16 protein-coding genes are annotated in these 22,469 nt (G+C 47.5%); 6 read left to right on the top strand and 10 right to left on the bottom strand.

Translation table 11 applies throughout. From position 1 onward, the window contains the following. Window positions 1-346: 346 nt before the first annotated feature. Entirely contained in the window at window positions 347-5,401 is a 5,055-nt protein-coding gene (locus JNN12_05410; GenBank protein MBL7977760.1) for a T9SS type A sorting domain-containing protein, read from the bottom strand. A gap of 303 nt (window positions 5,402-5,704) precedes the next feature. Between JNN12_05410 and tkt the strand changes: the two genes are divergently transcribed. After that, window positions 5,705-7,690, top strand: coding sequence for a transketolase (gene tkt, locus JNN12_05405; GenBank protein MBL7977759.1), 1,986 nt, complete (start codon window positions 5,705-5,707; stop codon window positions 7,688-7,690). 65 nt (window positions 7,691-7,755) lie between these two features. Next, the gene (locus JNN12_05400) at window positions 7,756-8,268 is read left to right on the top strand and encodes a hypothetical protein (protein ID MBL7977758.1); all 513 of its coding nucleotides are present in this window, start codon (window positions 7,756-7,758) and stop codon (window positions 8,266-8,268) included. A gap of 14 nt (window positions 8,269-8,282) precedes the next feature. On the opposite strand, the gene radA is transcribed toward JNN12_05400, so the two are convergent. After that, a complete protein-coding gene (gene radA / locus JNN12_05395) occupies window positions 8,283-9,641 on the bottom strand; it encodes a DNA repair protein RadA (protein ID MBL7977757.1) in 1,359 nt (452 codons plus the stop codon). Between the two features lie 312 nt (window positions 9,642-9,953). Between radA and JNN12_05390 the strand changes: the two genes are divergently transcribed. Both JNN12_05390 and bshC read left to right on the top strand, forming a co-directional pair. Then, on the top strand, window positions 9,954-10,757 hold the full coding sequence (locus JNN12_05390; GenBank protein MBL7977756.1) for an SDR family oxidoreductase: 804 nt from the start codon (window positions 9,954-9,956) through the stop codon (window positions 10,755-10,757). Window positions 10,758-10,854: 97 nt separating this feature from the next. After that, entirely contained in the window at window positions 10,855-12,534 is a 1,680-nt protein-coding gene (bshC, locus tag JNN12_05385) for a bacillithiol biosynthesis cysteine-adding enzyme BshC (GenBank protein ID MBL7977755.1), read from the top strand. Window positions 12,535-12,550: 16 nt separating this feature from the next. Here the strand turns inward: bshC and JNN12_05380 are convergent, their stop codons facing one another. Next, entirely contained in the window at window positions 12,551-13,345 is a 795-nt protein-coding gene (locus JNN12_05380; protein MBL7977754.1) for a class I SAM-dependent methyltransferase, read from the bottom strand. A 184-nt stretch (window positions 13,346-13,529) separates the two neighbouring features. Next, on the bottom strand, window positions 13,530-13,910 hold the full coding sequence (locus tag JNN12_05375; protein ID MBL7977753.1) for a nuclear transport factor 2 family protein: 381 nt from the start codon (window positions 13,908-13,910) through the stop codon (window positions 13,530-13,532). 490 nt (window positions 13,911-14,400) lie between these two features. On the opposite strand from JNN12_05375, the gene JNN12_05370 reads away from it, so the two are divergent. Further along, window positions 14,401-14,706 carry a DUF3817 domain-containing protein gene (locus JNN12_05370; protein ID MBL7977752.1) on the top strand — a complete coding sequence of 102 codons (306 nt, stop codon included), beginning with the start codon at window positions 14,401-14,403 and terminating at the stop codon, window positions 14,704-14,706. A gap of 68 nt (window positions 14,707-14,774) precedes the next feature. On the opposite strand, the gene JNN12_05365 is transcribed toward JNN12_05370, so the two are convergent. Next, a complete protein-coding gene (locus JNN12_05365; protein MBL7977751.1) occupies window positions 14,775-15,671 on the bottom strand; it encodes a MerR family transcriptional regulator in 897 nt (298 codons plus the stop codon). Window positions 15,672-15,758: 87 nt separating this feature from the next. Here JNN12_05365 and JNN12_05360 point away from each other — a divergent pair, with 87 nt between their 5' ends. Continuing rightward, window positions 15,759-16,619 carry a class I SAM-dependent methyltransferase gene (locus tag JNN12_05360; GenBank protein ID MBL7977750.1) on the top strand — a complete coding sequence of 287 codons (861 nt, stop codon included), beginning with the start codon at window positions 15,759-15,761 and terminating at the stop codon, window positions 16,617-16,619. Here the strand turns inward: JNN12_05360 and JNN12_05355 are convergent. The 5 genes from JNN12_05355 to JNN12_05335 form a co-directional block, all read right to left on the bottom strand. Then, on the bottom strand, window positions 16,591-19,101 hold the full coding sequence (locus tag JNN12_05355; GenBank protein MBL7977749.1) for a BamA/TamA family outer membrane protein: 2,511 nt from the start codon (window positions 19,099-19,101) through the stop codon (window positions 16,591-16,593). The two genes, JNN12_05360 and JNN12_05355, sit on opposite strands and share 29 nt — an antisense overlap. Before the next feature lie 28 nt (window positions 19,102-19,129). After that, window positions 19,130-19,348: a DUF2795 domain-containing protein gene (locus JNN12_05350; GenBank protein MBL7977748.1), complete on the bottom strand. Its 219-nt coding sequence runs from the start codon at window positions 19,346-19,348 to the stop codon at window positions 19,130-19,132. A 176-nt stretch (window positions 19,349-19,524) separates the two neighbouring features. Beyond that, the gene (locus JNN12_05345; protein ID MBL7977747.1) at window positions 19,525-20,508 is read right to left on the bottom strand and encodes a M23 family metallopeptidase; all 984 of its coding nucleotides are present in this window, start codon (window positions 20,506-20,508) and stop codon (window positions 19,525-19,527) included. Window positions 20,509-20,802: 294 nt separating this feature from the next. Beyond that, on the bottom strand, window positions 20,803-21,513 hold the full coding sequence (locus JNN12_05340; protein MBL7977746.1) for a hypothetical protein: 711 nt from the start codon (window positions 21,511-21,513) through the stop codon (window positions 20,803-20,805). Between the two features lie 37 nt (window positions 21,514-21,550). Further along, a complete protein-coding gene (locus JNN12_05335) occupies window positions 21,551-22,468 on the bottom strand; it encodes a TIM barrel protein (GenBank protein MBL7977745.1) in 918 nt (305 codons plus the stop codon). Between the last annotated feature and the right edge of the window lies 1 nt (window position 22,469).

Here is a 22,469-nt window from a genome sequence, read left to right as displayed (position 1 = left end):
CTATCAAAAGGTGTTAAAAAAACTCTACTTAGGGGCTACACCACCGCCTTTGGCCAGTCCTTTACCTTATTCTGAACGCTTACAATTGTTCTATCGTTGATCACTTCATTTTGTGCAAGAACATTTTTCACATTTTATAGATCGGCGGGCGTTTATGAACGCTTTTAACCCAATGGTAAACAGATTTTCCATAACGTTTCTACGATCCAAATAACAACATCAAGATACTGTAGCCCTTAAGCTTATATAGCAGGCCCTTTTCCATGTTTTCCAGAAAAAGAAGACCGCCCTTCTCTGCGCATGGCATAAAAGAGCGGCTTTCGGTTTACTAAGAAATTGATCGGTTTTATTTTACGACAATGCTACCCGTTTTAATTTTGGTTTTTGTAACCACGCGCCAGAAATACATACCAGATGCCAGATTTTGGGTGGGCAAGGTGGCCTCTTCTTCTACAATCATGCGGGTTATTTTCCGGCCTTGCACGTCAAACAACTCCACTTCGGCAGTATCGGCCAATTCGTTGCGGATGTAGAGTGATTGACCTTTTACTACCGGATTGGGGTACAAAGAAATATTATTGCCAATACTCTCTAAGAGGATTTCCTGCATCGGCGAGTACTGAATGTTACCGTTTTTACTCACCATTTTCAGGCGGTAATAACTCACGCCTTTGTAGGGTTTTGCTTCTACGTAGGCATACGATCCAGTGGATTTGGCGCCGCTATCTGCGGGCAACTCGGCAATTTGGGTCCACGTTTTTCCGTCACGGCTTTTTTCCACTTCGAACCGATCCAGATTTACCTGAGAAGCCATTTGCCACTCGATTTGTAAGGACTTGTTAGGTAAAATACCCAGATTAAACGCCGCCAACGTAATTGGGAGCGAGGTTCCGCTTTCGCTGACGACCAAAAACTGGCTGAACGACGTAAAGGTTGGGTTTCCGAAAGTCACCAACCCGTCGTCACCCGCTGTTGCAGCGGTTGCATTACCTACCGAAGTGCCCCATGTAGGGCCTTCATCACGGGTACCACGTTTATAGAGTTTAAACATCCCAGGATCAGCAGCATCAGCACTGGAAACATTGCCCACTTGGTCGAAAGTGATCGCATTTGGGGCGGTGATGGTGCTGTTAGATCCATAATTATGGACGACCCAGTAACTGCGGCTTTTCGGATACGCATTGGGAGACTGATCGGGCTGTGTGTTGATTCGACTGGCAACCAATTGACCATTCGGCAATGTCCCAGAAGCAGGGAAGTCTATACTGACCCCTGTTCCGGTAAAGGTTTTGACTCCGCCCGATGTCACGCTCAGGGCAAAACTGGTTCCTGGGCCAACGGGTGCTTTGGAAGTGCTCCGACTTGCCGAACCATTCAACGTTGCATGGGCCGTACCCACGCGATCTACCACCTGGCCTTCCGTTTCATTAAACTGGTAGTAGCTAACAAGGTCTGCATCACTTTGTGTACCCGTCAGGTGCATGATTTTACGAATTTCCTCTTGGCTAAAGGCACGCTTATAAATCCTGATTTCATCTATCAAACCATTAAACGTTCTGCTGGAATTGCCCCGGTCGTTTCCAATATTAAAACCATTCGTAAAGTTAACGGCAGCATGGGTGGCTGTGCGGGTGGCGGCCACACCGTTCAGATATAACGTGGCGGAAGTACCTGTTACCACCAGGGCAATGTGCGACCATTCGTTGGCGGGGGCAAACAATCCAGAGGAAAAGTTGTAGCTCCCCGATTCGTCCCGCCAATGATACCCCAGTTGGTTGTTATTAAAAAGATTAAGCCCTGTTGCGGAAGCATTTGAGGAAAAAATGAGACCGGTAGCCCCCGTGTGGGTAGTAGAGGGCTTAAACCAACCCATTAACGTAATCGTATTCGTATTACCCAATGTGGTGGCAGCGCCGGTGGCATAATTACTTCCCGGAGAGGTACTAAGCGCATTACCTGCCAAGGGTTCCGGAGAGCATCCATCCACCAATGTAATGAATTCGTGATAGGTCTGATTATCCGATTGTCCATTTTCTGTAACCGTAAGTGTTGCGCTATAGGTTCCGGAGGTGGCGTATAGCACCGACGGATTTTCGTCGGTCGAGGTAGCGGGAGTACCATTAGGAAAACTCCAACTAAAAGTGGCACCGCTGCCTGCAACCGAAGTGTTAATAAACTGGATCGGTGTACGGGCGCAGGTGGATTGCAATGGCGTTGCCGTAAAGTTTGCTATGGGCGCGGATACCTCGAACAAGTCTCCACGGTGTACACTACGTCCATAGGTTCCAGCGTAGATTTTTTTGTTTACGTAGTCTATGGCCAATTGGCGCGTCGAGACAATGGCCGGAAGCCCATCATTGTGCATCTGCCACTCGGCATGGCTATTGTTGCGGTAATACACCGTTCTGTTCGTAGCAATATACACCCCGCCGTCTGTTCCGTGTTGGTGTACAATACTGTATATGTATTCGTTGTCTAAGGCGGCAGTGGTCAGGTTGGTCCAACTGTCTCCGCCATTGGTCGTTTTGAAAACTTTATTCCCGTCGTAGTCATTCCAGCTATACCGGTGGGCCTTGCTCAGCCATAAGGTTTGTGGGTTTTGGGCATCCACCGTAAAATCAAATCCAGCAGCATTAAGCCCCCCGATCGCAGCGTTGGGGGTGATATCGGTCCAGTCTATACCTCGGTTGGTAGATTTCCAAAGTTTCCGATCATTATTGGCCAGCGCATCGCCAAACTGTGCTGCATAAATCGTGTTTGGATCGGAAGGGGCGACCTCGATTTTGGTCACCTTCCAGCCATTTCCAAAGTTTTTGATCAGAGAAAACGAACGTCCATCGTCGGTCGTGTACCAAATATTGTCACTTTGGCCCATATAAAAACACGTACCACATTCGGGCGAATATGCCAAATTTCCAGCATCTATGGCCATTGCCCCTTGATTCATGGTTTTGGAAACAGAAGCGCTACTCCACCCGCTCATCCGGTTTCCTGTGAGGGTATAACGAGTGAGATTCCTGCCAAAAACCGTTCGGTCACTCGCAGGACTGGCCCCTCCAAAATAATCATCTCCCCCGCCAGTATGCACCCATCCGCCATCAAACACATTCCCATCTTTGAGCAAGGTCCCATTATGATACGTTCCGCCCAGCATCACTTCACCGTTTTGTGGACTAATAGCAAATCCCCAAAAGTCAGATGCCTGAATGCCATTGTGCTTTTGAACAAATGTGGCGCCATTATCGGGCGAGAAAAAAGCACCTCCATCACAGGCCACCCAAATGGAACCATCGTTATAGACATTGATATCGTGTACATCGGCATGGATATATCGGTTTGGTTGGTTGGCCCGCCAATACCAACGTCCGATTAGGTTGTTGAGCGTTGCCCCCCCATCGGTGGATTTCCAGACCGCAATTCCGGCGGTATAAACTTCGTCCGCATTTGTCGGAGAAACAGCTAAGGACATATCGTAGTAATATTGTCCACCTTCTTCTGTCCCATCGGATGAGTATCCCATCACGTTTGGATTGCTTAGAGAAGCTGCTCCTCCTGGTCCAGCTCCACAACACCTGTGCGTCCACGTTTCACCACCATCATCACTCCTATATAGTCCGACCAAGCCAGAACCTCCATTCATGTCTCCCGAAAGCAAGGCATAGATTCGATTAGGATCGGCGGGTGTTACGGCAATTTCAGTCCGCTTTTGTTCTTCACTGCCACTGCCAAACGACTCCACAATACGATCCATGTTTTGATTAGTCATCCAAGCATACGTACCAGCACTCCCACTAATCGTCCCTGTATTACTTCCTCTACTATCGCCAACATTAGTACCAGCACCTTCAGTAAAGCGCCATTCATGTAAAAGATTGGCATAATTGGGATGGTCCGCCGGTACATCCGCTGCCCAATAGGCATCAAGTGTGCTTTGCGAAAGTGCGGTGTTCCAAATGCGGGCATGCGACACATTTGCCGGAAGGTTCCAGCCTGCGGTATAACTAAAAAGCCGCAATGTTGACGCATTTTGGGTATTGGTGGTGATATTGGTGGTAGAAGAAGCCTTTAGCGTCCCATCCACCCAGAGTTCTTTGGTTCCGGTTGCCCGATACACCACCACCACATGATGCCACTCGGCGTCTGCGATATTAGGACCGCTTAAGGCCACCTCGTTGGTTCCATCTGCGATTCTGAAGCGCAAACTACCACCGCCACCCAAGCCCAACGAAACACCTGCCCGTTTGTCGAATTGCCACGCCACATTTCCGAGCAAAGAACTCCAATAGGAATCGGCAGTCTGGCGTACCCGTAGTTCTATGGTAAAGTCTGTATTGTTCCCAGACCCCAACTCTGGATCGGAGGCAAAGGTTATACTGGCACTGCTATTGTTGGCAAATCCAGAAAAATTGGATGCGCTACTGGCACTGCCAATTCCTACCCAACCCGATATTTTTACATTAAATGTTAGTCCACTATCGGTGGATTTCCAGAACTCGGTATGTTTGTCCACTATGCGGACTGCATAAACGGTATTATCGTCTCCGGGCTTAAACTCCACCTCTTGCCAGTTGCCACCCCTGATACGGCTCCAGGTATTACCACCGTCATTTGTTCTAAATAAGCCGTTGGTGGTTGCCGCGAAAAGGATCAGTGAATTGCTGTTTGCTACCGTAATATCTTGGAACGATACGTCGTAATCGGAAAAATTAGTCCCACCCAGTTTCGTCCAACTTGCACCGCCATCGGTGGTTTTATAGATTTTCTGATCCCGCTTATTACCAAAATAAACCGTATTGGCGTCCACCACGGTTAGCGCATACACTTCTGTTACGAGTTCGTCTTTGGTCTTTAGTACCCAGTTTTCGCCAGCATCAGTGGTTTTCCAGACACCACACGCGGCACAACCCGCATAGACCACACTGGGATTATCAGGCGCTCTGCGAACGATGTACAGGTGTCCGGAGCCGGGGTTTCCCCAATCGGTGGACGCAATTTGATCTGTTCGGAAAGGACCAACGCCTTCCCAGTTTGCGGCAGATTTTTTATTGAGGCGTTGTTGTAGAATGGCTTTCAGATAGGCCCTGTCTTTTTGTTCTTGACGCTGCAAGTTTGCCTTGGCCACAAATCCCTGACCATCAATACGGTTAATACCGCGCATCCATCGCCGAAATTCATGGTTCCAGGCATCTTCTTGGCCTTCTTCGCCCTCGAAGCCTTCTTCGGCATCGCATTCTCGGTTTTGACACCAGGTATCACGGAGCCGTATGACTTCGAGGACATTGGGGGTTTTCGAGCGCATGAGGTGAACCCATTCGGGCGTGGATTCTCGCGATTGGGCATGGGCAGTGCTTCCGTGTATGACCGGAACTGCCATCATGATGATGAAAATAAACCTGAGCATTATGATTAAGAGGAACAATAAGAAGGAATGAGGCAAGGTCTTTATTTTACGAAATTTATCGTGTATTCGGAATGATTGATTTATAATTCTAATTTCACGATTAAGTAAAAGCCTGTAACTTATACAAATTTGGTAGTACTCAAGGTATTTCAAATGGGTCACTATCGTGCAGAAGACCGCATCCGGCGGCAGGATACCAGGTAGTGGCTTGGTAATTCCCCATCCTTTAACAGCAACCAGCGAGTGGAGGCCGTAGTTTTTTAGCTTTATTACGCTCCAACACCTTAACCCCAAACAAACGACATGCAAGATTTGGCCCACCTACGCCGCCGCTGTGCCGACACCATCCGCTTTCTCTCGGCAGATGCGGTTCAGAAAGCGAACTCTGGACACCCTGGAATGCCTATGGGCATGGCCGATGCCGCTGCTGTGCTTTGGACCGAGCGAATGCGTCACAACCCCGCCGATCCAACGTGGTTTAACCGCGACCGCTTTGTTCTTTCAGCTGGGCATGGATCTATGCTTTTATATAGCCTACTCCATCTTACGGGCTATGACTTATCTATGGATCAAATCCGGAACTTCCGACAATGGGGTAGCAAAACCGCTGGCCATCCAGAGTATCGCCATACGCCGGGTGTGGAAATGACCACGGGGCCGCTAGGACAGGGAATTTCTACGGCGGTTGGTATGGCCATTGCAGAACGTCATTTAGCCGCACGCTACAATACGATGACGCATCCCATCATTAATCATTATACCTATGTTATTGCTTCCGACGGCGACCTGATGGAAGGGGTCTCGCACGAAGCCTGTGCCATTGCTGGGCATCTAGGCTTGGGAAAACTAATTGTGCTATATGATGATAACGGCATTTCGATTGATGGCCCCACCTCGCTTTCATTTACCGAAGACGTGCTTAAACGGTACGAGGCATATGGATGGCAGACCATAGAGGTAGATGGCCACAACCCAGAAGAAGTCTTAGCCGCCATTGACAAGGCCAAAGCAGATTCAGACCGCCCGACCATCATTGCGTGCAAAACCCAGATCGGGTTCGGAAGTCCAAACAAGCAAGGAAAATCAAGTGCGCATGGCTCTCCATTGGGTACCGACGAACTGAAACTGGCAAAAGAAACGCTCGGATGGCCTATTGGACCTGAGTTTTATGTGCCCGATGATGTATTTGATTACATGCTTTCAGTACGGATTAATGGCCGAAAACTTCAATCTGAATGGGACGACCTAATGGCCGATTATCGGGCTGAGCATCCGGAAAAATCGTTGGAGTTGGATCGGGCCATTGCTGGCATCCTACCTACAGATTGGGAAGACGCCCTGCCCCACTTTGCATTGGGAACCAAAATGGCCACCCGCGAAGCTTCTGGACATGCCCTAAATGCACTAAAAACAGCGATTCCAAACCTCTTGGGTGGCTCGGCAGACCTTACACCCTCCAACAATACCCGCGCCAAGGCAGATGTAAGCATGAGCCACGACGACTTTAGTGGACGCTATCTGCATTTTGGTGTACGCGAACACGGAATGGGTGCTATCGTAAATGGGATTACCTTACATGGGGGCTTAGTGGCTTATACGGGGACTTTTCTGGCCTTTTTAGATTATATGCGTCCAGCGGTCCGGTTGGCGGCTCTGATGGAAATCCCGTCTTTGTTCGTCTTTACCCACGACAGTATTGGCCTTGGGGAAGATGGCCCCACGCACCAGCCCGTAGAACACCTGGCCTCCATTCGGGCGATGCCCAATGTGGTCAACTTTCGTCCTGCAGACGCAAACGAAACCGTTGCGGCATGGAAGTATGCCGTTCAAAGCCGTGTTCCTGTCACCTTTGCCCTTTCGCGTCAGGGGCTGCCCGTTGTTTCGTCGGGCGAAGGCGTGGCGCGTGGCGCCTACATACTTTCGGATGCCCCTGCACCACAGGCCTTGTTGCTTTCCACAGGCTCCGAGGTACAAATTGCCCTGGCTGCCCAAAAACTACTTTTAGATCAAGGAATATCCAGCCGTGTGGTCTCTATGCCTAGTTGGGAGTTGTTCGAGGCCCAAGATGACACCTATAAAGCATCTGTTCTCCCGCCCAGCGTCACAGTACGTGTGGCCGTAGAAGCGGCCAATCAATTTGGTTGGGAACGATATCTTGGCACAAATGGCGCCTTTGTGGGCATGAAGGGTTTTGGGGCTTCTGCCCCGATAGACGACCTCTACCGTAATTTTGATATTACCGCCTCGGCGGTTGCGCTGGCTGCTAAGACACAATTGGGCCTATCTTGATTGGCATTCGGGGGAATGGCTAATACGTCCATTCCCCGCTATATTCATTATTAAGTTATATACATATGCACACCTTTTTCGTATCGGTCCCTAAAAAAGAAGTTTTCGAAACCTTAGCCTCTACCATCGCAGAGATGGGGTTTACCGTTATCGGAAAAGACGAAAATCGGCCTTGGGGAGGTTTTTTTGTGATCGAAGAAGCCGAAGCCCCTTTGTTTATCGAAGCCTTCTTTCCGCATTTGTCGTTGAAAGACTTTGAAGGATTTGAAAAATTAAGCCCCAAAATTCTGGTGGTTGCGCCGGAAAAACGCCTTTCGTGGCAATACCATCACCGTCGCGCCGAAATCTGGAAAGTAGTAGGAGGCGTTGCTGGGGTAGTGGTAAGCAATACCGACGAAGAAACGCCCCTTCGGAAACTGGCAACGGGCGACGTGGTAGCGTTACAGCAAGGCGAACGCCACCGTTTGGTTGGCCTGGAAACGTGGGGGATAATTGCCGAGATATGGCAGCATACCGACCGCGAAAACCCATCTAATGAAGCAGATATTGTGCGGGTCCAAGATGATTTTGGCCGCTAAGCGAGTATGCCATTTTAGATCACCAAGTCCAAAACCTCGGAAAGCCGCTCCACCCCAATAACCTCGAGCCCTTCGGGACGGGTAATGCCTTTGAGGTTGGTTTTGGGCAGGACAGCCCGTTCAAACCCTAATTTAGCGGCCTCGTTCAGCCTGCGTTCTACATGGCTCACCGTCCGGAGTTCACCTCCCAGCCCCACTTCGCCAATCAGAACAGTACCAGAATCGGCCGGTACATCCCTGAAACTGGATGCCACGGCCACCACCACGCCCAAGTCCACAGCTGGTTCCTCCAGTCGAACACCACCAGCCACATTTAGAAACACATCCTGCTTCCCCAATTGCCAGCCCTCTCGTTTTTCCAAAACGGCCAACAACATCTGCAAGCGGCGGTTGTCGAAACCAGTGGTCGTGCGTTGTGGCACGCCGTAATTCGAGTCCGAGACCAGCGCCTGAATTTCTACCAAAAGCGGTCGTGATCCTTCTATCGAACAAACCACCACCGAACCACTTTGCCCATAGCGCCGTTCGGAGAGAAAAATCTCGGAAGGATTTTCCACCTGACGTAACCCCGTTTCTCGCATCTCGAAAAGGCCAATCTCGTTGGTAGAACCAAAACGGTTTTTAACGGTACGTAAAATGCGGTAACTGTGGTGTCGGTCCCCTTCAAAATACAAGACAGTATCCACCATATGTTCCAAAAGGCGGGGTCCGGCAATTTCGCCCGCTTTGGTGACATGGCCAACGATAAAAGTAGCCATTGGCAGCGATTTTGTGAGGTGCATCAGCGCCGCTGCCGATTCTCTCACTTGCGAGACCGAGCCGGGCGCACTCGTGAGATCGGGACGAAACACGGTTTGAATGGAATCTACCACCATTATTTCAGGCTCGATGTCTTGTACTGCCGCAATAATTTCTTCTATATTCGTCTCTGGAAACAATAAAAAATGATCCCCATTCACCCCTAATCGCTCCGCCCGAAGTTTTACTTGGCGTCCGGATTCCTCGCCGGTAACATATAAAATGCGGGTATTTTCCAAGTATTTCCCTATTTCCGTCATGAGCGTACTTTTACCAATGCCGGGATCGCCGGCAATAAGGGTAAGGGAACTTTGCATAATGCCGCCGCCCATTACCCGATCAAATTCTAACACGCCAGTTTTGAGGCGGATCTCGTCTGTAAGTTCAAACTCCCGAAGTGGCTTAGGGCGTGTATGATGCCCCAGCGTAGGACGAATGACCGAGGCTTTTACCTCGGTGCGAGGTTTTTCTTCCACCAATGTATTCCAGTTCCCGCAGCCGGGGCAATTGCCTTGCCAACGGGCAGTCTCATAGCCACATTCCTGACAGACAAATCTGGTTTTCTGTTTTGCCATATTTTTTTGTTTACAGGAAAATACGCCACCCCAATGTCAGATGGTGTCATATACACAGGATTTTATCCCAGTAGCGAAACGAAGCACGCGGAATGGAAGACTGCAGGCGATATTGATGAAGGTAAACGCTCAGAAATTGAGCTATTCAACGCCACTAAAGGCCAAAAAAGTAGCACATCTGATTTTTCGACCCAATAAACCAAGAATCTTTATACGGTTCGGGTGGTTCTGCCACAATCCTGATCCAACCTTCTACCAATATTGTCGGTAACATTGTATCTTACAGCAGTACTTCAAATTGCTTGGAAACACATGAATACCTTTAAAGACAAAGTAGTGGTCCTCACGGGGGCCTCCTCTGGAATTGGCAAGGCACTCGCATTACAACTAGCCGATCAGGGTGCAAAGCTCGTCTTGGCGGCACGTGATTTGACAAAATTACAAGAAACAGAAGCTCTTTGTATCAAAAAAGGCGTGCAAACACATGTAGTTTCGCTGGATGTGAGCATTCGCGAAGCATGTTCGGCATTAATCCGCGAAACCATCGAAGCGTTTGGGCAATTGGATGTACTTATCAACAATGCCGGGGTTACGATGTGGGCACGCTTCGACGAAATTACAGAACCGGAGGCCTTGCCCCGATTAATGGAGGTAAACTTTTGGGGCAGTGTTTGGTGTACGTATTATGCCTTGCCCCACCTAAAACAATCCAAAGGCAGGGTGGTAGGCGTGGCCAGCCTTACCGGAAAAACAGGTGTTCCCACCCGTAGCATCTATGCCGCCACAAAACATGCCATGACTGGTTTTTTCGACTCGCTCCGCATAGAACTTGCCGGAAGTGGTGTAGATATCACCATGATCTATCCGGGGTTTGTGCAGTCCGAAATTCGGGGAAGGGCGATTGGTCCGGACGGCAAAGCCATTGGCGACAGCCCGGTAAAGGAACGAGAAGTGATGACGGCAGAAGCGTGCGCACGCCAAATTTTGGTTGCAACCGCCGCCCGTAAACGTGAACTGGTGATGACGACCCGTGGAAAACTGGGCCTTTGGGTGAAACTTATTGCTCCACGCTTGGTGGATAACATCGCCCGTAAAGCCATTGAAACAGGCAAATAGTCCCAAAAACATTGGTATCTCTCTTCAAAAAACAACGCACCCCGAAACCTCCTTTGCTCTAAGGCGTGCAAAGCGCTTTTGTTCATCGTTTTTCGTCATGTCTTTATGTCCGGATTTGAAGGACATAAAGTCAGTAACTCATTTTATGCTGCCCATGATGCTCCCCTTTACCGAACTTAGTGGCTTTTCATCCCTTTTTCAGACTTATGTGTCAAATTTTGAGCATGTGGCCAAATACTTTGCTGGAAATCCTGCAAGTGTGACCAACATAAAGACCGTTGCAGATTCTGTAGTGGCACATCCACGCAATCACCGCAACCTATTGGTGGAAGCACTCCAGCGGCAAGCAATAGACTATGGCGCAGATGAAGCCAGCCGCCGGAACATTAACCTGCTCTTAGCGCCTGACACCCTAGCCGTCGTTACTGGACAGCAACTTGGCTTGGGGGGTGGGCCGCTTTACACCCTCTTCAAAACCATCACAACCATACAGTTGGCCAAGTCGCTCAGCAAACAAACCGGAAAAGCGGTGGTTCCCATATTTTGGCTGGAAGGAGAAGACCACGACTTGCCAGAAGCAGGTTATCTGGGACTACCGACGGCTGCGGGTGTAGAAAAAATCGCTTATACCGGACACACCCTGCCAGAAAAAGGCAACCTCGGCCCTGTCGGTCAGATTGTATTCACCGAGCAAATCAACGAAGTCTTGGCACAAGTTGAATCATTACTAGCCCCCACCGACTTTCGTGCGGAGCTAATGGCATTGTTGCAGTCTGCTTATTGGCCAGGAACCACTTTTTGCCTTGCTTTTGCACGATTTATCACCAAACTTTTTCCCGATACTGGCTTGGTATTGATTGCGCCAGACGATCCCCTATTAAAACAAGCCTCTTTACCGCTGTTTAAGAAAGCGATTCAAGAACAGAAGCCTTTGTTTGAGGCACTCGCCACCACCTCCGAATCGTTACGTAATGCGGGTTTCCATGCCCAAGTTACGCCCCGTCTCCTCAATTTATTTTACGTGTACGAAAGCGTCCGGCATGCCATCGAGCCAGATGAAAAGGGCTATCGGCTAAAAGGGCACAGCCAAACTTTTTCCGAACCGGAACTACTTGCAGCATTAGAGGACGCGCCAACCTCTTTCAGCCCGAATGTGGTCTTGAGGCCACAAATGCAAGATTGGCTCCTTCCAACGGTGGCCTATGTTGGCGGCCCTGGTGAAGTGGCCTATTTTGCTCAATTTAAAAAGGTTTACGAATGGAGCGGGATCCCCATGCCCATCGTCTATCCGCGTGCAAGTGTAACCTTGGTGGAAGGACGAATCCGAAAAATTATAGACAAAAACCAATTATACTGGCCAGACCTCGCGGGTGATTTTGAATCATTTTTTCAACAACTGGTACGGGAGCGCTCCGGTGGTAAGACCGATACCGCTTTTAATCAGGCAATTCAGGGGGTTTACACCGAAATTGACCGCTTGAAGCCCGATGTACTTGTACACGACGGATCGCTGGAGCGGGCCGTAGAGGCCACACGCACGAATCTGACCAACGAATTGGAAAAACTCCGGAAACGGGTTCTGCAAGCCGAAAAAAGGAACCACGATACCTTACGGGATCAAGCTTGGAAAGCAAAATTGGCGCTTTTTCCGGCGGGCCTGCAAGAACGGAGCGTTTCATTATTGTACTTTCTTAATAAATATGGCCTTGAATTAATCACCCGTTTGACAAACGAATTGTTATTGGAAACACATGCGCACCAAGTAGTAGAATTATGAGTAAACAGGGATTCATTTAAGGCCAGATAAGAACACCCAACTTCACCAAGTCGGCAGTTTTGGCCTTGGGGTAACGGCTCCTAATGTCACGGAAAGCGCCACGAACGGTTGGTGACCAAGGTTCGAGGTCATCAAAAACGACCCATGCACCCGATTCCAAGTGTGGGGAGATAAGGTCGAAATAACGCAGCGTAGCATTTCTTTCATGGTGTCCATCCAAAAAAACCATGTCGAATGGGCCCCATTTGGACAAAACCGTTGGTAGTGTGTCCATAAACATCCCCGTAATCACCTTTACGTCCACCTCCCCACACAATGCTGCCAAATGCTTTTCTGCACGCTCAGACAACGAAGGATTACCCTCTAAGGTGATCAACCTTTTGTGCCGGTCCCGGTTTTCCTGCATCGCCTGTACAATATACGCGCCAGAAACTCCCAAATTGGTTCCTAATTCCAAGACCGTTTTTGGCTGTTTCTCTTTGATTAGGTGATACAATAGCATCCCCCAAGCATGGCGTGCCGATGCCTTTTGGAAAATTTCGGAAACAATACGGGTTGGGGGTTTGGCAAACGTGCCCGTATCCAGCGTGGTTTTTCGGCGGCCACTCCCAAAATCGGGCATGGGAATTCCTGAAACATCTTCGCGCAGGTCTCCCCGCAACTTCCAGACAGGTGCGAGTTGGTTCTTTGCTCTTTTCGAGGATCGCATCCAAAGGGCTGGGCGCACTTCCGACGCACAAAACGGAATAAGCCCCCATAAAGCCATTCGTAGCAGGTTAAATTCGATCAAGTCGGCTATTTTAGCGGTCATGTACAACAGTTTAAAAGGTGCGGCATAAAGTAAAGATTTTTTAGCACAATTATTCAATAAAAAAACAATCACTGAACCTTTTTATTCATTTTATTTATTACAAAAAAATTAACATCCATAAAAATCATTTTATAAACACAAACTTATTATAACTATTTAATATCATAATTAATGAATATATTTATTATGATATGTCTGTTATTTGCATAATTTTATTATCTTTAAACATAAAAATTGAAATCCCTTTTAATACAATTTTTTCTCCTTTTTTTAATCCATTTGAAAAATCTATTGCTAAAACAGCCGAATATTCTATTTCAATTTCTGTTTTGTCATCGCTGTGGCTTATGAAGGTCATTTTTTGTTCCCTACTCTCAAAATATGATTTTGTTTGTTCGGCTTGTTGTTTAAATTCAGCAATGCCATATAGCGTCATGTTTACCTTTCCATTTTGCATGTTTTGAAAAACAATTTCATCACTAAAATCAATTGTCATTTTATCAATATCAAAATTATTATAGCCATCTAAATAATTTTGAATAATCTTTTTTCTTTGATTGCTCATATTATCACTGCCTCATGTTTCATGAATATTTCAATCTTGTAACCATTAACGACTGGCTTCGTTATGAAGGGAGAGATTTTTAACACACAGCGGCCAACCCTGTCCAAACGTTAGTTAAAAAACCAATACTAAATTTTACCATTGGACTCACCATTACGCCAAGCCGTTGTTCTGGAGTAGCGCTTTCACCCCTTAATCTCATTAGATATTATAGACATATAGTTTAAGATAATTAATTATTTTTGTAAAAGATGATTTTTAAATAAAGGGCAAATAAAAATTTCACATTCTTCTTTGAGAAACAAGGGGCAAGTCGTTTGGTAAATTTTGGTTTAGTTAGTAATCGTTACCACTTGCCAATATACGTTAAGTTTGCAAGGCTCTTCTCCATTGGGAAGAATGGATGAATAGCCAATTTTTAATCAGATTCTAAAGGCCGGAATGCCAAGTAAAAGTATTTTACACACTTCTTACTTAACCTAATTTTTTTATGTTTACACTCCTCCAAAACAACCTTGGTCGGTTGCGGATCATCGGTTTTGTTGAAGGTTGGTCTTACCTGATTTTACTCTTTGTGGCCATGCCCTTAAAATACATATGGGAAATGCCCGTTTCCGTCCGGGTTATGGGGACCATACATGGTGCTCTATTTGTGTTTTTTATGATTTATGTCACCCTTGTGTGGTACGAAAAAAACCATTCATGGAGCTGGGCTATAAAGTCTTTTGTGGCCTCTATTGTGCCTTTTGGTACGTTCTGGGCTGATAAACATTTATTTCAGCAAAATACGCGATAAGACAGGATTGGCGCGTTTTCGGCAACCAAGGGCTTTGGTGCGCTCAGTTGCCGTTTTTTTAATTATGTTTATGCGGTTGGGCCAAAGTGGTGGCTGCAATATACCTGCATGGCGCGGCTTAGGTAAGCGGCCAAGCCCGCACGGTACTTTTCGTAGTAGGCCGTAAACCGGGGGTCATCCACATAGAGCGAAGCCAAACCTTGATACATTTTGGGCGTGACGGTATAAAAATTTCCGATCATCTCAAAGTGCCGCTTTACCAATTTTTGTACATATTCATCTTGGGCATCATAGGTAGCCATAGCATCCGCCAATGCTTGGTTTAGGGCCTCGACGTCGGCTTGGATCGCCTCCCATTGTTCCTTTCCAGCCGCCATAACACGATTTTTCGAGGCTTCTACGGCTTCCGCCCCCCATCGTTCTTTTGCTTCGGCCTCATAAGCCTCGGCTGTTTCAGGGTCAAAGCCTTTATAAAGGTCTTCAGATTTCATGGTGTCTTGCTCCTGTTTTAAGTGCAACAAGGTTTTTTGAATGGTTTCAAGGAGCATGGTTGTACGCTTTTGGCGAAACTCTAATACCGCTTTATGAGATTCCAGCGCTGTAATTAAATCAAAATGGGGGGCATCCAATACCGAATGAATCTTTGCCAGCGGTAGTCCAAGCTCCTTATAGAACAAGATTTGTTGTAGCCGCAACACTTCCGCCTTGCCATAATAGCGATACCCAGAGGCCCGTCGAAGACTAGGCTTGAGAAGCCCGATTTCGTCGTAGTGGCGCAAGGTCCGGAGGCTAACACCCGCTATTTGAGAAAGTTGGGAAATGGAAATAGCTGTCATATTCTTGTTTTTCAGAAAGATAGACCCTTCCGTAGCGAGAGAGTCAAGCCGCTGGAAAAGAAATTTTGCCACCGCTGTACCGCCTTTTGATGGCTTGGCCTGATGCGACCAATACAAAAAATTGTTCACGGCCTTGTTTTGATCTACTTTAAATGTGATTTCCTTGATTAGGCCAGCAAGACATTGGATCAATAATTTATGTTCATCAAAAATACCATGATTAATCTTCACTACTACACTACTCAGATTGTTCTACAAGATGGAATATATTTTTCCAATAAAACCAGTGAAATTTCTTATCCCGCAACGGGAAATGAAGACTTTTTTCAGATAGAAGACCAAAGTTTCTGGTTTCTTCATCGAAACCAATGTATTACAGAAGCGGTATTGCATTACTCTCCCAATCAGGTATTCTTTGATATTGGTGGCGGTAATGGTTTTGTTGCAAAAGGACTACAAAGTGCGGGCATCCAAACCGTATTGGTTGAGCCAGGCATACAAGGTTGTTTAAATGCAAAGAAAAGAAATCTGGAATATATTCTTTGTTCTACACTCGAAAATGCTGCATTTAATAAAAATAAACTGCCAGCAATTGGACTGTTTGACGTGGTCGAACATATCGAAAAAGAGACAGAGTTCTTACAAACCATTTATGACTTATTGCTTGAAAATGGATTGGTTTTCATAACGGTTCCCGCATATAATGCACTTTGGTCTGATGAAGATATTGCAGCAGGTCATTTTAGACGGTATCGCGCAAGGGAGTTGGAAAAGAAACTTAAACAAATTGGATTTAGCGTCGAATATTCCACCTATATTTTCTCCATTCTGATTATTGCTGTTTTTCTTTTTAGAACCTTACCCTATACTTTAGGATACGTAAGGAAAAACATACAAAGGAAAGACGTGCATCAAAAAGATCATCAAGAAAAAAAGGGCTGGCTGGGTAAACTTCTTATGCTGATCTGGAATTATGAGATACGAAAAATAAGGAATAAAAACAAAATACCTTTTGGCGGCTCTTGTTTTGTAGTGGCCCGAAAAGTGGTCAAAACGCTTGACCAAGACCCGGTATAAACCGAAACCGGATACCATTGGGAAAAAAGGCACCACCAGGTGCCATCATTTGGACAGCCCAATCGAAGCGCAGAATAAGGTATGCCCACGAGACCCGTATCCCAAAACCACCTCCTAACCCCATTTGACGAAAGGCATCGGGTAGGATAAATTTTGCTGAAGCCACATCAGACACATTCCGACGGTCGTACCAAATATTTCCAGCATCCAGAAAAGTGGCGAGCATATAATCGGCACCAAACAAGTTCCGTACAAAAACCTGACGATACTCTAAACTGCCTTCGAGTTTTACATCCCCACCAAGTACACCATTCAGACCGTCTTTGGCCGAAGTTGCCGAACCCGGCCCCAACTCGCCCAGTCCCCAAGCACGTAAACTTGAGCTTCCACCAATAAAAAACCGCCGTTCATAGGGCACCTCGGCACGCCGACAATCTTGTGCATTGGGGTTTACGGCTGATTCGCCGCACCGGGTATTGAGGGCACTTTCCACATGTCCACCCATAGGAAAGGCCCAACCTGCAGAAACTTTCCAAGCCAATGTACCGAAATTTCCCCTCGGCTCGTATTTCCTGAAATCCAAGTTAAAACGGGCATATTGACGGTATGCCAAGCTACTTCCGCTCCCCACACCGGGCAACGTACCTTCCAGAATACTAGGCGTAATCACAAAACGGTCTAATAAAAACGGCAAATTTCCGCCAATTTCCGCCCCAAATTCACTAGAATACCCTTTATCGCGTCTAAGAGGATCCGCATTTCCACCACGGATGGCATAACGAAATGCGTTATTGACCTTACGAACGGTATAGTCTTCTACCGCACGCTGGTATTGGATAGGATCGGTGATGAGGCTCAGAAACAATTCTTCGAAGCCTTCCGCGGGTTTGGGGTCACTAAAGGAAAAATCGAAGAGGTTCAACGTAGAAGTAATGGCGCGGTTGTGCCGAAAATCTAACTGGTACAACAAAGAGGCACGGTCACGTGTCAGCTTGATCACTTCTCGTTTCTCGTGCAAAAAATTAAGTTGGATACGGGTGGATGCACTATAAAAGGGGACCCCAAACAGTGGACCCAACCAAGAAACCCTTCGTCTTAGGTAGGGGAAGCTCCAACCAAAAGCCGCATCATATTGTGTAGAACGGCTAAAATTACCCGATTGGCTATTGGTTGAAAGGGTAAATCCGCGTTCTAAGGTTCCGGAGGCGGAGAGGCGTAGCCGCATCTTTTCACCTTGTCCCCACACATTTAAATCCGATACCGAAGCTCCTGTCCCCAAACCAATTTCATCACTGGTATTGGTATTGAACCGCTGCAACAAAGAACCATCCCAATTAACCTCGAACCGTGGGCGGGTGCGTAAATCCACCTCTATCGGAACATACGTATGGCTGCCATGTGTTTTACTTGAAGCATACGCCGGAAGAAAATTGGTAAAAGGAAAAAGTCCCGTCTGCTCTAAGAGCAATTTGGTTTGCAGTAACTTGGATTGATTGTACCATTCGCCCGGTGTAAACTGCATCAAGGCATTAAGTAAATGCGGATTCAGGGACGCTTCGCCCTTTCGGGTAGCGGTCACATGAAGGCGGGGTTGGTCTTCCCGCTCGAGCCACTGCAGCGTGTCGCGTTGCGTCGCGCTGCCATCCGGGCCATTTACCCTGAATCGGATCTCGCCCATCCGATAGCGTTTGCCCATACCAACCAACATAGAAACGTCAAAAGAGTCTGTCCGTACTGGCGTTACAATCACCCGGATAGAGTCACGGGTGATTTCTGGGTATCCTTCATCTTGCAAAAACGTGATGATACGCCTGCGTTCTTCGTAAAGTTTGGGTTCAATGTAGCGTTGTCCGGCTCCATCAAACGTAAAAGCCGCAATCGGCGTTTTTCCGGCACCGAGCAGCGACTCCGAGAGTAGGCGAGACTGCTGGTCTGAGGTTAATTTCTCTAATCCCAGATACCGGAAATTTCGGATAAACGTTGGAGTTCCTAGAGTAATGGTGAATTGCACGACGACCTGAGAGGAGTCCGGATTGTTTTTACGAATCCGTGGCGTTACAATGGCAGCCCGATATCCTTGTTGTCTAAAGAACAGCCGGAGTCGGTCGGCGTCTTTTTCCACCACCACCAGATCTAAATAAGCGGGTTTCTCGCCGCTTTTGATGATCCCTTCCTTGAGACGATGTGGGAGGCTACTTTTGGTCCCCCAGCGATAAATCCACAACCAAGGAGTAATACGGGGTATTCCGAATAACTTTCGGTTCACCTCCGTATTGACCAATGGAAGAAGTTGAGACTCGGCATTAAAGAGTGACTGGCCTGTAATTTCGATGGAAGCGACGATGGGGCCTGCTTGGTAGGGTGCTGATTGTGCATAACCCATTCCTGCACAAATGACCTGCACAAAAACGCAAGCACCCATTACAAAAAAGTGCCTAATGACTTTGCACCAATTGGAATACCCCTCGTACTGGTGATACATGAGGGAGGAGTTAACAGGCCCCAAGCGTTTATTCTTCTGTATAGTAGAAGTCGTCGGAACTGGTTGGGTAATCTGGCCATATTTCTTGCATGCTTTCGTAGGGCGTTTCGTCCTCTTCGAGCATATCCAGATTTTCTATAACCTCTTCCGGTGCGCCAGTTCTGGTGGCATAATCTATCAACTCTTCCTTTGTTGCAGGCCACGGTGCGTCGTTCAAATAAGAGGCTAAATCAAAAGTCCAGTACATATTTGTTGGAGGGGATTATGTTTTGGTGAAAAAAGGGATTTTAATGGGCGGGTAAGGCAGGCGGACAAATCCCTCATCATTTTCATTAAATGGTTGCCATAAGAGCCGCCTTCCCATAATAAAACGGAACGGGTGGATAGGTTCCCGTTCCGTAAAAAAAAGTAAAAATGTGTGGATCAATAATCTAAAGTAGCGGATTCGCCCTCGGCGCCCTTGATGGCTTCTTTCAGGGTTGCAGGTGACATACTGGGCGCGATAAAGTCCATCGGATTGAATTTTTGTTGTCCATCGGCACTTTGTACTTCGTAATGAAGGTGAGGCCCAGTTGAACTGCCCGAATTTCCGGTATAGGCAATGAGTTGGCCACGCTTTACGGTTTGTCCCGACGAAACCACATATCGGGAGAGGTGGGCATACAAGGTCGCATAACCACTGTCTCCATGCTTAATCACCACAGTATGACCATATCCACCTTTCGTGGCGGCAAAGTCAACCGTTCCATTTGCAGGCGCATAGACGGGTGTACCAATGGGGACCACAATATCCACCCCCTCGTGCATTCTACGGGTGCGGGCAATAGGGTGAATGCGGTAGCCAAATCCAGATGTAAAACGTCCACCTTCTACCGGAACCATAATGGGTTTATGCGCCAAGTCTGCATTTTTGGTACGGGCAATAGTGATTAATTCCCGGTAGGAAGAACCTTGGAGGTTCATTTGGCGTTCCAACTTATCTAAGGTGGTATTCATTCTTCGTAGCAGCCCTCCTGTCTCGTTCGAGTATCCATCGAAGGCTTCATAGGTGTCGGTACCGCCCACTCCTACATCACGCACATCCTTGGAGATCGGATCTACCTGCAAGACTACACGGTAAAGTTCACTGTCTTTTTGATAGAGTTCGTCCAATTTATCAAAGACCGCATCCACCCGTTTTTCGGTCTGGCCCAATTGTGCACGTAGGGCTTCGTTCTCACTCTTCAGTTGATACTCTTTCGCAGAGCCACCTCCGAGGCCACTAAATAGCCAAATTCCGGCGGCGATTAAAACGGTGGCCACCCCAACGGTTATCGCACCCCAACGAAGAGGGTTACGCTGTACCGGAGCCGCTTCCACGAACGACATGGTTTCGTGGTCGTAATAATAATACTTGTTATCAGACATGATATAATGTTTTGGACACGTTTGAAGGTGTAATTAGAGGGGGCGTGTCATCAAATACCGACAAAAACAAGTCGGTTGGCCGCTGAGAGGGTGGGATAATAAGGGGTGGTGAAGGTAGCCTTTTCTCTCAAACGTAATAAATATAAGGGCAAGAAGCCGATGTGTCAATCAATCTTCGATTAACACCGATAGATGCCCTGATTTTTCGCAAACAGATCAAGGGAGGCGATGCAACACAACATGTGCAATACAGGAACTGACCCAAGGCTTTGCAACAGACCAGCAGACAACGTCTTACGGATCGGCACGTTTCCCCTTGACCTCGTAGGTCTGTTCGATTTCCACGACGGTCATATTGCCATTCAGGACGTTATTTTCGGCTGAACCTGTAAATTTTACAGAAAACGTTTGCCCGTCCGCCACTGTAACCGAAGCCGAAAAGGTAAACGTATTGCCCTTTGCCACGAGGTCTTTCACTGGGACCGTTTCCAGAAAGGCATCGTTGGCCAAGGTCGCTTGGCCGTCTTTCCCGATGGTGAGAACGCCCGAAAGGTCACCTTGTGGGGTATTATAAATGGTATAAGTCCATTTTCCGGGTAGGTCTCCCAGGTTGAGTGGGCGCTTGGCTACAACCTCGAAGTCCCGACCCATCTCCATAACCTCCAGTTTGCCTTCCAAGCCCCCCTCCTTAAGCATCCCCCAGAACTTACAGTTAAAGGTATAGCCATTGGCCAGAGAAACTTTGGTAGAGAATGTCAACCCATTGTCGGTAATGGAATAACCATTAATTTGGGCAGGCGTCAGGAATGAGTCGTTCGTTAGTTGTCCCTTTCCATCAGGCTCAATGGTCAACTGGCCAGCCATATCACCATCGGGCGTGTCCAGGATGGTATAGTTCCACACTCCCAGATAAGGGTTTGTACTGGGCGGCGTAGGGGTATTGTTTTGTGCTTTGGCATGGCTCCCTATCAAAAGAAAAGCACATAAGAAAACATAAAATTTCATACTATTAAGCATCTGATTGATATTTTTTCGTAAATATTTAAAATTTATCGGCTTCTATATAGGCATTAATGACCGCCCATTCGCCCGCCTTGTCGGGCATAGCATTGCCATGTTCCATTCCCAGAACCCCCCGAAAGCCTTTTTTGTAGATAAACTCGAACACCTTCCTGTAGTTGATTTCGCCCGTGCCGGGTTCGTTGCGTCCTGGATTATCACCAATCTGGAAATACGCAATTTCGTCCCAACACTTTTCGATATTTGGGATTAGGTTGCCTTCGGTAATTTGTTGGTGGTAGATATCGAATAAGATTTTACACGATGGGCTATTGACGGCCTTACACACCAAATAAGCTTGTGGAGACCGACTCAGGAAGAGGCCCGGATGGTCTCGATACGGATTAAGGGGTTCGAGTACCATAACCAGGCCGTGCGGCGCCAAAATTTCGGAGGCACGCCGAAGGGTCTCTACCACATTGGCCGTCTGGTAATCTAAGGCCAGCCGCTTGTCTAATGCGCCAGGCACGACTGTCATCCATTTGGCATTACAACGTTTGGCTACCTCCACCGATTCTCGGATTTCAGCGAGAAACTGATCCCGCTTAACCGGATCTCCAGAGGCTAAATTGGCCTCATTCCAAGCGATGTTGTGTGCCACAAAAACACCCATCGTCATGCCCAACTGGGCCAAGAGGTTGCCAATAGCCTGTTGTTGCTCTATAGGGCGACCCCGCATCCCATTGTCCTCGAAGGCCGTAAAGCCTGTTTCGGCCATAAAGCGCAGTTGGTCTAAAATGTCTTTTCCGCCATAATGCCTGAACATCCCATCGTGGGGCGCATAATGATGTTTAAACGTGTATTTTCCGACCTCGGTGCGTCCTTCCGCAGAAAGGGGAAGAGGAAGTCCTGCTGCGGCTACGCCAAGCGCACCGGTTTGGATAAAATTTCTTCGGTTCATA

It is taken from the genome of Bacteroidetes Order II. bacterium, from assembly GCA_016788705.1.
Taxonomy (GTDB): domain Bacteria; phylum Bacteroidota; class Rhodothermia; order Rhodothermales; family UBA2364; genus UBA2364.
Note: the sequence above shows the minus strand (reverse complement) of the source record. Positions and strands in the feature narration are given on the sequence as shown.